Here is a 13,570-nt window from a genome sequence, read left to right as displayed (position 1 = left end):
TCGATTCCTCAAGCCACCAGGCTGACCGCCAACGGCAGGAATACCGCCGTGGCCACCCCCATCAGGCTCATCGCCAACGCGGCGAAGGCGCCGCATTCGTCACTTTCCTGCAAGGCCACCGACGTGCCCACCGCATGGGCGGTCACGCCCAGCGACATGCCGCGCGCCTCGGGGCTGAGCACACCGAAGCGAGTCAGCAGCGCCGGCCCGAAGATCGCCCCGATCACCCCGGTGATCAGCACGAACACCGCCGCCAGGGCCGCCACCCCGCCGATCTGCTCGGCCACCAGCATGGCGATCGGCGATGTCACCGACTTCGGCGCCATGGTCATCAGGATCATGTGTTCGGCACCGAACCACGCACCCAGCAACAGGCAGGCCACGGTGGCGAACAGACCTCCGACTACCAGCGTAGTAAATGTCGGCCAGAACAGTTGGCGGATCCGCCGCAGGTTGAGGTAGAGCGGCACGGCCAGGGCCACCGTGGCGGGGCCCAGGAGGATGTTGAGGATCTCGGTGCTTTTGCGATATTCGGCGTAGTCGATGCCACAGCCCAGCAACACACCGATGACCAGCAGCATCGACACCAGCACCGGCTGCAGGAAGATCCAGCGGGTCTTCTCGTAGGCGGCCAGCACCACCTGGTAGGCGCCCAGGGTGATACCGATGCCGAACAGCGGATGGTGGATGACCGCATCGAGCGCGCCCTGCCAGTCGAGCATCATGGCTGCTCCTTGCGCTTGCCATGGCGCTGCATGAGCCTTTGCATCAGCACCCCGACGAAGACCAGGGTCACCAGGCAAGAGATCACCAGGGCACCGACGATGGCCCAGAAGTCCGCGGCGATGTCCCTGGCGTAGACCATCACACCGACCGCCGGTGGCACCAGCAGCAGCGGCAGGTAGCGCAACAGGCTGGTGGACGCCTCGTTCAGTGGCTTGCCGACCTCGCCACGCAGCATCAGGAACACCAGCAACAGCAGCAGGCCGATGATCGGCCCTGGCAGGATCGGCAGCAGCAGATGATTGATCGCCGTGCCCAGCAGTTGAAACAACACCAGCCAGGTCAAACCGCGCAACAGCATAGGGATCTCCTTCGAGCGTTGCCGCCATTATAAGCACGCTAAACCACGCCTATAAGCCGATATACAGCGAAAAGCGGTCAGCTTGACTGAAACGGTTCGCCGTGCTGATCTTGCACTTTCGTACCAGATCAAGCTTTTCGAACAGCAAGACAACCTGGAGAGTCGCGATGCCCTATGTACCCGTTGCAGCGCTATCGCAGTATGTCGGCAAGGAACTGGGACGTTCCGACTGGCTGACGATCGATCAGCAGCGTATCGACCTGTTCGCCGAAGCCACTGGCGATTTCCAGTTCATCCATGTCGATCCCGAGAAGGCGGCGCAAACCCCGTTCGGCACCACCATCGCCCATGGTTTCCTGACCCTGTCGCTGATCCCCAAGCTGATGGAGGACATCCTGGTACTGCCCGAAGGCCTGAAGATGGTGGTCAACTACGGCCTGGACAGCGTGCGCTTCATCCAGCCGGTGAAGGTGGACAGCAAGGTGCGGCTCAAGGTCGAGCTGAGCGATGCCAGCGAAAAGAAACCGGGGCAATGGCTGCTCAAGGCCATCGCCACCCTGGAGATCGAGAGCGAGGAGAAACCGGCCTATATCGCCGAGTCCCTGTCGCTCTGCTTTGTCTAGTGGTGGGTCAGTCGAGCGAGGTGTTGTGATGTGAGGGCCGCGTCGCGAAAGGGGCGCGAAGCGGCCCTAATTGCTCACTGCCTGTCTCCAACCACCTGTTCTGCGGCATACTCGGCAGATCTTTTGCCTGGATCCCGCCATGCGTCCACTGCTGCCCCTCGCGCTGTTACTGCTGCTCGCCGCCTGCGGCGACGGCGAACCCCTGTCGCCGCCGGATGCCCGCCTGCCCGATGGCGGCCGCTACCGCGGCGAGGTGATCGATGGCCTGTTGCAGGGCGAAGGGCGCATCGACTATCCCAATGGCAGCTGGTACGCCGGGACCTTCAAGGATGGCCAGTGGCACGGCCAGGGCGAGTGGCACGGCAGCAACGGCGAGGTCTATCGGGGCCAGTTCGCCGAGGGGCTGTTCCATGGGCTGGGCGACCTGACCACCCCCGGCAGCCATTATGCCGGCACCTTCAAGCATGGCCGGCGCGATGGCGAAGGCACCCTCCGGCAGAACGACCAGACCTATCGCGGCCAGTTCAAGGACGACCAGTACGAAGGCGCCGGCCAGCTGGAACTGGCCGACGGCAGCCGCTACCAGGGCCTGTTCGCCAAGGGCAAGCCCAACGGCGCCGGCGTGCGCAGCGACGCCAGCGGCAACCAGTTCAGCGGCCGTTTCGTCGATGGCCTGCTGCAAGGCAGCGGCACCTACGACAGCGTCGAGGGCGAGCAGTACATCGGCGAGTTCAAGGACAACCGCCTGGAAGGCCGGGGCCGCTACGAGAACGCCGACGGCGATGTGTGGATCGGCAACTTCAAGGACGGCTCGCTCGATGGCGAGGGCGAATTGCTCGGCAGCGACGGCAGCCGCTACAAGGGCCACTTCCGTGACTGGCGCTTTTCCGGCAAGGGCCACCTGCTACTGGCCGACGGCACCCAGTACATCGGCGGTTTCGCCAACGACGCCTACCAGGGCCGTGGACGCCTGACCCTCCCGGGTGGGCGGGTCGAAAGCGGCTACTGGGTCAACGGCGTGCGCGTGCGCGACGAAAAGGGCAGGCTGCTGCCCGACCCGCTCGACCTGGCCCTGCTCAACCAGGGCCGGCTGCTGCAGGAGGCCCTGGCCAAGGTGCCGAGCTCGGTCCCGCCGATCCAGTTGTACAGCCTGGTCGTGGCCGGCGATGGGCAGCAGAGCGTGTTCCTGCGCGAGGCCGACTACGTCAGCAACATGCTCCGGGTACGCTTCGGGGCTCGCGGCCAGGTGACGCTGGTCAACCATCGCGACCACCTGAGCGACCGGCCCATGGCCACCCGCGAGAACCTCACCCGCGCCGCCCAGACCCTGGCCGAGCGCAGCGGCCCGGAAGACCTGGTGTTCATCTACCTGACCAGCCACGGCAGCCCGGATCACCAGTTGGTGCTCGACCAGCCGCGCCTGCAACTGGCCGACCTCTCCGCCGACGAACTGGCCGGCGCCCTGGCACCACTGAAGGGCCGCGACAAGATAATCGTCATCTCCGCCTGCTATTCAGGGGGCTACATCGCCCCGCTCAAGGACGACCGGACCCTGATCATGACTGCGGCACGCCCCGACCGGGTGTCCTTCGGCTGCTCGGAAGAGGCCGACTTCACCTATTTCGGCGACGCCCTGTTCGCCGAGGCGCTGAACCAGACGGACGACCTGAAACAGGCGTTCGAACTGGCCCGCCGCAGCGTTGCCGAACGTGAAAGGAGGGAAGGCTTCGAGGCCTCGGAGCCGCAGCTCTGGGCGCCGCCAACGGTCCTTGCGCACTGGCAGCGATTGCGCCAGCAGCAAGCCGAGGAAGCCTTGCGCAACAAGGCACAGCCAACCGCGGGTGGGCAGGCGAAAACGCCGGGCACCCACTAAGCTGTGTGTAAAAGGGGAGAGACATCATGTACTTGACGCCTCAGCATGTCCTGCTTGCCGGAGCCACGGGCCTGACGGGTGAACACCTGCTCGACCGCCTGCTCAACGAACCCACCATCAGCCGGGTGCTGGCACCTACCCGCCGGCCACTGGCCGAGCACCCGCACCTGGAAAACCCCGTGGGCGACCCGGCCGTGTTTCTCCCACAGTTGGCCGGGCGTGTCGACATCGCCTTCTGCTGCCTGGGCACCACGCTCAAGCAAGCCGGCTCCGAGTCGGCCTTCCGCGCCGTCGACCTGGACATGGTGGTGGCCTTCAGCAAGCGCGCGCGGGAGCTGGGGGCTCGCCATCTGCTGGTGGTCAGCGCCATCGGTGCCGATCCCAAGTCGTCGATCTTCTATAACCGGGTCAAGGGCGAGATGGAAGAAGCGCTCAAGGCCCAGGATTGGCCACAACTGACCATCGTCCGGCCCTCGCTGTTGCTGGGCGAGCGCCTGGAGCCACGGCTGGGCGAACGCCTGGCCGCACCGCTGTCGCGATTGATACCGGGCAAGTACCGGGGGATCGAGGCCTGCACCCTGGCCCGAGCGCTGTGGCGCCTGGCGCTGGAGGAAGAAGACGGGGTGCGCATCGTCGAGTCGGATGAGTTGCGCAAGCTGGGCAGGAAATAAGTCAGTTACACGTATTGGGGCCGCTTTGCAGCCCATCGCCAGTAAACTGAACTCCCACAAGGTTCTGCGCCGACCTCAGGAGCGGCGCAGTCTCTATGGGAGCAGCTTGCCGGCGATAGGGCGCGAAGCGGCCCCAAGTGACAGCTGCAACACTTGGCTGATGGGCTCAAAGCCCGCCAGTAGCCTGAAAGCCAATCCCCAACGCCGTCAGCAACGACAATGGCAACAACAAGGTGTCGAGCAACAGGCTCCCCGGCAGGTCCCACCCAGGATACGCCGGTGCCTGCGCCCCGAAGCGGTCCTCGGGGCAACACCCACCCTTGAGTGCATACAGGTCCAGCCGCGTCCCGGCATACACCACCGGCGTTCCCGGCTTGTTGGCATCCAGCGTGCGCACGGTCGCGCAGCCACCGAGCAGGGCCAGCACCAGCAGCCCTGCCAGCGCCCGCCTCAATCGTCGATCCCGAGGTGGTGCTCACCCCAGCGCGGCAGCATGTCCTGGGGGATGTTCAGCAGGTTGAGGATGCGCGCCACGACGAAATCGACCAGGTCGTCGATGGTCTGCGGCTGGTGATAGAAGCCCGGCGCCGCCGGCAGGATCACCGCGCCCATCTGCGACAGCTTGAGCATGTTCTCCAGGTGAATGGTCGACAACGGCGCCTCGCGCGGAACCAGGATCAACTGCCGACGCTCTTTCAAGGTGACGTCGGCCGCCCGTTCGATCAGGTTGTTGCAGGCCCCCGTGGCGATGGCCGACAAGGTCCCGGTGGAACACGGCACCACCACCATGGCCGCCGGCGCGCCAGACCCTGAAGCCACGGGCGACATCCAGTCCTCCTTGCCATAGACACGGATCTGCCCGTCGGCGGCACCGGTGTATTCGGTCAGGAACGCCTGCATCGCCTGGGGCTTGGCCGGCAGCAATACATCAGTCTCGGTGGACATCACCAGTTGCGCAGCCTTGGAGATGAGGAAATGCACCTCACGGTCCTCGCGCACCAGGCAGTCGAGCAGGCGCAGCCCATACTGCGCCCCCGAGGCACCGGTCATGGCCAGGGTGATGCGCTCCGGCCCACTCATGCCAGGGCCTCGGCCAGCTTGCCGTGCAGGCCGCCAAAACCGCCGTTGCTCATGATCACCACATGGGTGCCTGGGCGGGCCTGGCCCTTGATGCGCTCGATGATCGCCTCGAGGCTGTCGGCCACCACCGCCGGCACCTTGCACTGGGCGGCAGTGCTGGCCAGGTCCCAGCCCAGGTTGGGCGGGGCGTACCAGATCACCTGGTCGGCCGCCTCGACGCTTTCTGGCAGCCCTTCGCGGTGGGCACCAAGCTTCATGGAGTTGGAACGCGGCTCGATCACGGCGATCACCGGCGCTTCGCCGACACGCTTGCGCAGGCCGTCGAGGGTGGTGGCGATGGCGGTCGGATGATGGGCGAAATCGTCGTAGATGGTCACGCCCTGGACCTCGGCCACCTTCTCCATACGCCGCTTGACGCTCTTGAACGCACTCAACCCCTCGATGCCCATGGCCGGCGCCACGCCCACGTGGCGGGCGGCGGCCAGGGTGGCCAGGGCATTGGCCACGTTGTGCTGGCCGGTCAGTTCCCACTCGACCACGCCCTGGGCCTCGCCTTCGAACAGCACCTCGAAGCGCGAGCCATCGGCGCTGAGCAAGCGCGCCTGCCACTGGCCGCCCTCGCCGGTGGTCTGCACCGGGGTCCAGCAGCCCATGCCGATCACCCGTTCCAGAGCCGGTTCGGTGGTCGGGTGGATGATCAGGCCCTCGCTGGGAATCGTCCGTACCAAGTGGTGGAACTGCCGCTCGATGGACGCCAGGTCAGGGAAGATGTCCGCATGATCGAACTCAAGGTTGTTGAGGATCGCGGTGCGTGGATGGTAATGCACGAACTTCGAGCGCTTGTCGAAGAAAGCACTGTCGTATTCGTCTGCCTCGACCACGAAGAACGGTGTCTCGCCCAGGCGCGCCGACACCGAGAAGTTCTGCGGCACGCCGCCGATCAAAAAGCCCGGGCTCATGCCGGCATGCTCCAGGACCCAGGCCAGCATGCTGCTGGTGGTGGTCTTGCCATGGGTGCCGGCCACGGCCAGCACCCAGCGCCCCTGCAGCACGTGATCGGCCAGCCACTGGGGGCCGGAGACATAGGGCAGGCCCTTGTTCAGCACGTATTCCACGGCCGGGTTGCCCCGCGACATGGCGTTGCCGATCACCACCAGGTCCGGCGCCGGCTGCAGTTGGGCCGGGTCATAGCCTTGGGTCAGTTCGATGCCCTGGGCCTGCAGTTGCGTGCTCATCGGCGGATAGACGTTGGCGTCGGAGCCAGTGACCCGATGGCCCAGCTCCTTGGCCAGCACCGCCAGCGAACCCATGAAAGTGCCGCAAATACCGAGAATGTGAATGTGCATGGTCGACCTCGCAAAACATCGAGGCAGGGTAGCCCAGGGCGAGGGAAATCGCACCCGCTGTTTCGCTTACCCGGCCCTGGCGATGCCGTGCTTGCGCAGTTTCCGATACAAGGTATTGCGGCTGATGCCCAGGTGTTCGGCGACGTGGGTCATGTGCCAGCGTTTTGCCTCGAGCACGGCCAGCAGCGCGTCCCGCTCGACGTCCTCGAGGGTTACTGGGCCACCGTGGGGCTGGCCAGCCATGACAAGGGGCTCGCCCTCGTTCGCGGGCAAGCCCGCTGCCACGGGCGTGGCGCCGTGTTTCACGATCGGCGGCAGGTCGGCATGCTCGATGCGATGGTCTTCGCACAACGCCACCAGGGTGCGCAGCACATTGCGCATCTGTCGCACGTTCCCCGGCCAGGCGAAGTCCAGCAGGGCCTGGCGCGCGGCCGGCGCGATCCCGATAGGCAGCCCGTCTGCCTCCTGCGCCAGGAGAAAGTCCAGCAACTGCGCCTTGTCGCTGCGCTCGCGCAAGGCCGGGAGCGCCACCTCCAGGCCATTGAGGCGGTAATACAGGTCTTCGCGGAAACTCCCCTGCTCCACCCGCTCCAGCAGGTCGCGGTGGGTGGCACTGATGATCCGTACATCCACCGCTTGCGGCTCACCGCCGATGGGCACCACCCGGCGCTCCTCCAGCACCCGCAGCAGGCGGGTCTGCAAGGCCAGGGGCATGTCGCCGATCTCGTCCAGCAGCAGCGTGCCGCCATCGGCCTGGAGCAGCTTGCCGCGCATGCCCTCCTTGCGTGCCCCGGTGAAACTGCCGCCGCGATAGCCGAACAGCTCGCTCTCGATCAGGCTCTCGGGGATCGAGGCACAGTTGATCGCCACGAAGGCCTTGTCCCGGCGATCACTGGCCTGGTGCACCGCCTGGGCGAACGCCTCCTTGCCACAGCCGGTCTCGCCACGCAGCAGCAGCGGCACGTCTCGCTCGAAGACCCGCACGGCACGGCGGAAATCGTTCTGCAGGGCCGGGTCGAGCAAGCACAGGGCGGGCTGCGGCACAGCCTTGGCCAACGGCGCGGCAGGCGGTACCGACCACGCCGGCGTGTGCGCCTGGCCGCGCAGGCTGGCGAATACCCGCCGGCCATCGCGGGTGTGCAATGGCCAGGCCGCGCAGCCCTGGGGCGTGGCGCGGCTGAACAGTTCGTCGTGGCTGCAGGCGAAGAACATGTCCACCGGCTTGCCCAGCACACCGCCACGGATGGTGCCCAGCAGGTTCAGGGCGCCCTGGTTGACCGCGCAGATCCGCCCGTCGCCGTCGAACGCCAGCAAACCCTCGCTGAACAACCCGACCGATTCGGCCTGCAGGTGAAAGCGCAACAGCCACTGGTGTTCGAAATGGCGCAGGAAATAGCAGCCTTCGATCATCTTCGCCGAGAGGTTGACCAGGGCCATGGTATGGAACTGGCTCTGGCGCGACACGTCTGGCCGCGCCGAGGAAACATCGAGCACCGCCAGCAGCTCGCCGTGGGGGTCGAACACCGGGCTCGCCGAGCAGGTCAGGCCGGTGTGGCGGCCGCGAAAATGCTCGTCCTGGTGGATGGTCAGGGCCTGGCGCTCGACCAGGCAGGTGCCGATGCCATTGGTGCCCTCGCGGGCCTCGCTCCAATCGGCGCCCAGCCACAGCCCGGCACGCTCGAAGATGCGCCGCTCGGTGGGCGCGGTGACACAGTTGAGGATCACCCCGCGGGCATCGGTCAGCAGTACCGCATGGCCAGAGCCGGAAAGCTGCTGGTGCAGGCTGTTCATCTCGCTGTCGGCGATCTGCAGCACCTGGCGCAGGCGCTCGCGGCTCTCCAGCAGGCGGCCGTGTTCCAGCACCACGGGGGCCTGGGCCAAGGCTGGGTCGAGGTGATAGTCCTCCAGGCAGCGCAGCCAGGAGCGGGCGATCGATGGGTCGCTGCCCGGCCCGCTGGCCTGGCCGCGGGCGACCGTGAGCACCTGGTGGGCATGGCGGCTGAAAGGGTTGCTCTGCATTAGTTGTTGTTCTCCGCAGATAGAGCGTCCTGCCAGCATCCTCTACCTGGGAAGGCTTTGCAATGGCGCACTGACCGCTGAGTCATGCGCTGTGTCGGAAACGGTACAAAGTGTCACGGCGAGCGTACCAGGGTAGGCACAACGGTCTGTCAGTCTCATCACCAATTTCGCATAACTCATTGATTATAAAAGGGCTCTGAGCGCTGGCCCGACCTTTGCTCTACGCTTTTCAACTCCATCACAAACACAATAGCCAGGAGACACACCATGCGTTACGCACATCCCGGTACCGAAGGCGCGAAGATTTCCTTCAAGAGCCGCTACGGTAACTACATCGGTGGTGAGTTCGTTCCTCCGGTCAAGGGTGAGTACTTCACCAACACCTCGCCGGTGAACGGCCAGCCGATCGCCGAATTCCCCCGCTCCACCGCCGAGGACATCGACAAGGCGCTGGACGCCGCCCATGCCGCCGCCGACGCCTGGGGCCGCACCTCGGTGCAAGAACGCTCGAACGTCCTGCTGAGGATCGCCGACCGCATCGAGCAGAACCTGGAAGTCCTGGCCATCACCGAGACCTGGGACAACGGCAAGCCGATTCGCGAGACCCTCAACGCCGACATCCCCCTGGCGGTCGATCATTTCCGCTACTTCGCCGGCTGCATCCGCGCCCAGGAAGGCGGCGCCGCCGAGATCAACGAAAGCACCGTGGCCTATCACATCCACGAACCACTGGGCGTGGTCGGGCAGATCATCCCGTGGAACTTCCCACTGCTGATGGCCGCCTGGAAGCTGGCGCCGGCCCTGGCCGCGGGCAACTGCGTGGTGCTCAAGCCGGCCGAACAGACCCCACTGGGCATTACCGTGCTGCTCGAGCTGATCGGCGACCTGCTGCCCAAGGGCGTGCTCAACGTGGTGCAAGGCTATGGCCGCGAGGCCGGTGAAGCCCTGGCCACCAGCAAGCGCATCGCCAAGATCGCCTTCACCGGCTCCACCCCGGTCGGCTCGCACATCATGAAGTGCGCCGCCGAGAACATCATCCCGTCCACCGTGGAGCTGGGCGGCAAGTCGCCGAACATCTACTTCGAAGACATCATGCAGGCCGAGCCGAGCTTCATCGAGAAGGCCGCCGAGGGCATGGTGCTGGCCTTCTTCAACCAGGGCGAGGTGTGCACCTGCCCGTCGCGAGCGCTGGTGCAGGAGTCGATATACCCGCAGTTCATGGAAGCGGTGATGAAGAAGGTCCAGCAGATCAAGCGTGGCGACCCGCTGGACACCGAGACCATGGTAGGTGCCCAGGCGTCCCAGCAGCAGTTCGAGAAGATCCTCTCCTACCTGGAGATCGCCGAGAAGGAAGGCGCCGAGTTGCTGACCGGCGGCAAGGTGGAAAAACTCGAAGGCAGCCTGGCCACCGGCTACTACATCCAGCCGACCCTGCTCAAGGGCAACAACCGCATGCGCGTGTTCCAGGAAGAGATCTTCGGCCCGGTGGTCAGTGTCACCACCTTCAAGGATGAAGCCGAGGCTCTGGCGATCGCCAACGACACCGAGTTCGGCCTTGGCGCCGGCGTCTGGACCCGCGACATCAACCGCGCCTACCGCATGGGCCGTGGCATCAAGGCTGGTCGCGTATGGACCAACTGCTACCACCTGTACCCGGCGCATGCCGCGTTCGGGGGCTACAAGAAGTCCGGTGTCGGCCGCGAAACCCACAAGATGATGCTCGACCATTACCAGCAGACCAAGAACCTGCTGGTGAGCTACGACATCAACCCGCTGGGCTTCTTCTAACGAACAGCCTCGAGCTGCAAACGACAAGAAAAAGCGGACCGTGCACAGGCCTGCTTTTTCTTGAAGCTTGCAGCTTGAAGCTTGCGGCTCGCAGTTCGCAGCTGAATGGCCCGCTTCCTGCACGACCAATCACCATGGGCTGGAAGTCCCTCCGGCCATCAAGAAAAACAACAGGTGAACACTATGCCAAGCGATCATTCCGCCACCGGCACGCCGGTGAGCGCTTCCGTCGATTTCGAAAAAGTCGATGCGGACTATTTCCAGCACCGCCAGCTGAAAAAAGGCGCGGCGGGCTGGATCCTGCTGGTGGGCCTGGGCGTGGCCTACGTGATTTCCGGCGACTATGCCGGCTGGAACTTCGGCCTGGCCCAGGGCGGCTGGGGCGGCATGTTCCTCGCCACCTTGCTGATGGCCACCATGTACCTGTGCATGTGCTTTTCCCTGGCCGAACTGTCGTCGATGATCCCCACCGCCGGCGGCGGCTACGGTTTCGCCCGCAGCGCCTTCGGGCCCTGGGGCGGCTTTTTGACCGGTACCGCGATCCTCATCGAGTACGCCATCGCCCCGGCCGCCATCGCCACGTTCATCGGCGCCTACTGCCAGTCGCTGTTCGGCATCGGCGGCTGGATGGTCTACCTGGCGTTCTATATCGTCTTCATCGGCATCCATATCTTCGGTGTCGGTGAAGCGCTCAAGCTGATGTTCATCATCACCGCCGTCGCCGCGATCGCCCTGGCCGTGTTCCTGGTGGGCATGGTGCCCCATTTCGATGCAGCCAACCTGTTCGACATCGCCCAGACCGACGCCGCTGGCGCCAGCGCCTTCCTGCCCTTCGGCTATGTCGGCATCTGGGCGGCGATCCCCTACGCGATCTGGTTCTTCCTCGCCGTCGAAGGCGTGCCACTGGCCGCCGAGGAAACCAAGAACCCACGGCGCGACCTGCCACGCGGCCTGATCGGCGCCATGCTGGTGCTGCTAGCCTTCGCCCTGCTGATCCTGGTGGTCGGGCCTGGCGGTGCCGGTTCCGAGGCCCTGAAAGCCTCCGGCAACCCGCTGGTCGAGGCGCTGGCCAAGGCCTACGGTGGTTCCACCTGGATGGGCGGCTTCGTCAACCTGGTCGGCCTGGCTGGCCTGATCGCTAGCTTTTTCTCGATCATCTACGCCTATTCGCGGCAGATCTTCGCCCTTTCCCGCGCAGGCTACCTGCCGCGCAAACTCTCGGAGACCAACAAGAGCAAGGCGCCAGTACTGGCCCTCGTCATCCCGGGGATCATCGGTTTCTGCCTGTCCCTGACCGGCCAGGGCGACCTGCTGATCCTGGTGGCGGTGTTCGGTGCCACGCTGTCCTACGTGCTGATGATGGCCGCGCACATCACCCTGCGCATCCGTCGCCCCCGGATGGAGCGTCCGTACCGCACCCCAGGCGGCATCTTCACCTCGGGCCTGGCCCTGGTGCTGGCCTGCCTGGCGGTGGTCGCGGGCTTCCTGGTCGACCCTCGGGTGGTGATTGGCGCCGCGGTAATCTATGGAGTATTAATTGCCTACTTCGCCTTCTACAGCCGCCACCACCTGGTGGCCGGGACACCGGAAGAGGAATTCGCCGCGATCCAGAAAGCCGAAGAGGCCCTGCACTGATCGCCGTCTTACGCCGCGGGCCAGCCCCGCGGCGCCCTGGAGATTCTGTATGGCAAGTTTCGTACACACGGTGGGCAACCAGGTCTACCGCTTCGACAGCCTCAAGGAAGTCATGGCCAAGGCCAGCCCGGCACGCTCGGGCGACTACCTGGCCGGTGTCGCGGCCAGCAACGACGGCGAGCGGGTCGCCGCGCAGATGGCACTGGCCGACATCCCGCTCAAGCACTTCCTCAACGAGGCGCTGATCCCCTACGAAGACGATGAAGTCACCCGGCTGATCATCGACAGCCACGACGCCGAGGCCTTCGCCCCGGTCAGCCAACTGACGGTCGGTGGGCTGCGCGACTGGCTGCTGAGCGAGGCGGCCGACGAGGACAGCCTGCGCGCCCTGGCCCCAGGCCTGACGCCAGAGATGGCCGCCGCGGTGTCGAAGATCATGCGCGTCCAGGACCTGGTCCTGGTGGCGCAGAAGATCCGTGTGGTCACGCGCTTTCGCGGCACCATGGGCCTGCGTGGGCGGCTGTCGACCCGCCTGCAGCCCAACCACCCGACCGACGAGCCCGCCGGTATCGCCGCCAGCATCCTCGACGGCCTGCTGTACGGCAACGGCGATGCCATGATCGGCATCAACCCGGCCACCGACAGCATCGCCTCGATCTGCGCCCTGCTGGAGATGCTCGACGCCATCATCCAGCGCTACCAGATCCCCACCCAGGCCTGCGTACTGACCCACGTCACCACCTCGATCGAGGCGATCAACCGGGGTGTGCCGCTGGACCTGGTGTTCCAGTCCATCGCCGGCACCGAGGCCGCCAACGCGGGCTTCGGCATCAACCTCAACGTGCTCCAGGAAGGCTACGAGGCCGGGCTGTCCCTAAAGCGCGGTACCATGGGGCAGAACCTGATGTACTTCGAGACCGGCCAGGGCAGCGCCCTGTCGGCCAACGCCCACCACGGCGTCGACCAGCAGACCTGCGAAACCCGCGCCTACGCCGTGGCCCGGCACTTCAAACCGTTCCTGGTCAACACCGTGGTCGGCTTCATCGGCCCGGAATACCTGTACAACGGCAAGCAGATCATCCGCGCGGGCCTGGAGGATCACTTCTGCGGCAAGCTGCTCGGCGTCCCCATGGGCTGCGACATCTGCTACACCAACCATGCCGAAGCCGACCAGGACGACATGGATACCCTGCTGACCCTGCTGGGCGTGGCCGGGATCAACTTCATCATGGGCATCCCCGGCTCCGACGACATCATGCTCAACTACCAGACCACCTCGTTCCACGACGCGCTCTACGCGCGCCAGACCCTGGGCCTTAAGCCTGGCCCGGAGTTCGAGGCCTGGCTGGAACGTACCGGCATCTTCACCCAGGCCGATGGCCGGATACGCTTTGGCGACAACCTGCCGCCGGCGTTCCGCCAGGCCCTGGCACAGCTTGCATAGGGAGTGA

12 protein-coding genes are annotated in these 13,570 nt (G+C 65.5%); 6 read left to right on the top strand and 6 right to left on the bottom strand.

Annotated elements, in window-relative coordinates; all coding sequences use genetic code 11:
* Positions 1-8: 8 nt before the first annotated feature.
* On the bottom strand, positions 9-725 hold the full coding sequence (locus tag WCE05_RS14975; RefSeq protein ID WP_225788706.1) for an LrgB family protein: 717 nt from the start codon (positions 723-725) through the stop codon (positions 9-11).
* On the bottom strand, positions 722-1,084 hold the full coding sequence (locus tag WCE05_RS14970) for a CidA/LrgA family protein (RefSeq protein WP_225788707.1): 363 nt from the start codon (positions 1,082-1,084) through the stop codon (positions 722-724). The genes WCE05_RS14975 and WCE05_RS14970 overlap by 4 nt, the downstream gene beginning before the upstream one ends.
* 167 nt (positions 1,085-1,251) lie before the next feature.
* Here WCE05_RS14970 and WCE05_RS14965 point away from each other — a divergent pair, with 167 nt between their 5' ends.
* The 3 genes from WCE05_RS14965 (at position 1,252) to WCE05_RS14955 (ending at position 4,251) form a co-directional block, all read left to right on the top strand.
* Positions 1,252-1,707: a MaoC family dehydratase gene (locus WCE05_RS14965; RefSeq protein ID WP_225788708.1), complete on the top strand. Its 456-nt coding sequence runs from the start codon at positions 1,252-1,254 to the stop codon at positions 1,705-1,707.
* A gap of 139 nt (positions 1,708-1,846) precedes the next feature.
* Complete coding sequence (locus tag WCE05_RS14960; RefSeq protein ID WP_368816118.1) at positions 1,847-3,580, top strand: C13 family peptidase; 1,734 nt, start codon at positions 1,847-1,849, stop codon at positions 3,578-3,580.
* A gap of 26 nt (positions 3,581-3,606) precedes the next feature.
* Positions 3,607-4,251 carry an oxidoreductase gene (locus WCE05_RS14955; protein ID WP_225788710.1) on the top strand — a complete coding sequence of 215 codons (645 nt, stop codon included), beginning with the start codon at positions 3,607-3,609 and terminating at the stop codon, positions 4,249-4,251.
* 166 nt (positions 4,252-4,417) lie between these two features.
* Here WCE05_RS14955 and WCE05_RS14950 read toward each other — a convergent pair whose 3' ends face one another.
* The 4 genes from WCE05_RS14950 to WCE05_RS14935 form a co-directional block, all read right to left on the bottom strand.
* Positions 4,418-4,705, bottom strand: a complete 288-nt coding sequence (locus WCE05_RS14950; RefSeq protein WP_225788711.1) for a YceK/YidQ family lipoprotein — start codon at positions 4,703-4,705, stop codon at positions 4,418-4,420.
* Positions 4,702-5,331 carry a flavin prenyltransferase UbiX gene (gene ubiX, locus WCE05_RS14945; protein WP_225788712.1) on the bottom strand — a complete coding sequence of 210 codons (630 nt, stop codon included), beginning with the start codon at positions 5,329-5,331 and terminating at the stop codon, positions 4,702-4,704. Before ubiX ends, WCE05_RS14950 begins: the two co-directional genes overlap by 4 nt.
* Positions 5,328-6,677 carry a UDP-N-acetylmuramate:L-alanyl-gamma-D-glutamyl-meso-diaminopimelate ligase gene (gene mpl / locus WCE05_RS14940; RefSeq protein ID WP_225788713.1) on the bottom strand — a complete coding sequence of 450 codons (1,350 nt, stop codon included), beginning with the start codon at positions 6,675-6,677 and terminating at the stop codon, positions 5,328-5,330. The genes ubiX and mpl overlap by 4 nt, the downstream gene beginning before the upstream one ends.
* A 66-nt stretch (positions 6,678-6,743) precedes the next feature.
* Positions 6,744-8,696: a sigma-54-dependent Fis family transcriptional regulator gene (locus WCE05_RS14935; RefSeq protein ID WP_368816117.1), complete on the bottom strand. Its 1,953-nt coding sequence runs from the start codon at positions 8,694-8,696 to the stop codon at positions 6,744-6,746.
* A 267-nt stretch (positions 8,697-8,963) separates the two neighbouring features.
* Between WCE05_RS14935 and WCE05_RS14930 the strand changes: the two genes are divergently transcribed.
* The 3 genes from WCE05_RS14930 to WCE05_RS14920 all read left to right on the top strand — a co-directional run bounded on the left by WCE05_RS14930 (position 8,964) and on the right by WCE05_RS14920 (position 13,563).
* Positions 8,964-10,484: an aldehyde dehydrogenase family protein gene (locus tag WCE05_RS14930; RefSeq protein WP_225788715.1), complete on the top strand. Its 1,521-nt coding sequence runs from the start codon at positions 8,964-8,966 to the stop codon at positions 10,482-10,484.
* Positions 10,485-10,667: 183 nt separating this feature from the next.
* Positions 10,668-12,119, top strand: a complete 1,452-nt coding sequence (gene eat, locus WCE05_RS14925) for an ethanolamine permease (protein WP_225788716.1) — start codon at positions 10,668-10,670, stop codon at positions 12,117-12,119.
* A 49-nt stretch (positions 12,120-12,168) separates the two neighbouring features.
* On the top strand, positions 12,169-13,563 hold the full coding sequence (locus WCE05_RS14920; RefSeq protein ID WP_368816116.1) for an ethanolamine ammonia-lyase subunit EutB: 1,395 nt from the start codon (positions 12,169-12,171) through the stop codon (positions 13,561-13,563).
* Positions 13,564-13,570: the final 7 nt, after the last annotated feature.

This window comes from Pseudomonas sp. I2, from assembly GCF_040984075.1.
GTDB lineage: Bacteria > Pseudomonadota > Gammaproteobacteria > Pseudomonadales > Pseudomonadaceae > Aquipseudomonas > Aquipseudomonas guariconensis_B.
This window is presented reverse-complemented; position numbering and strand designations above follow the sequence as displayed.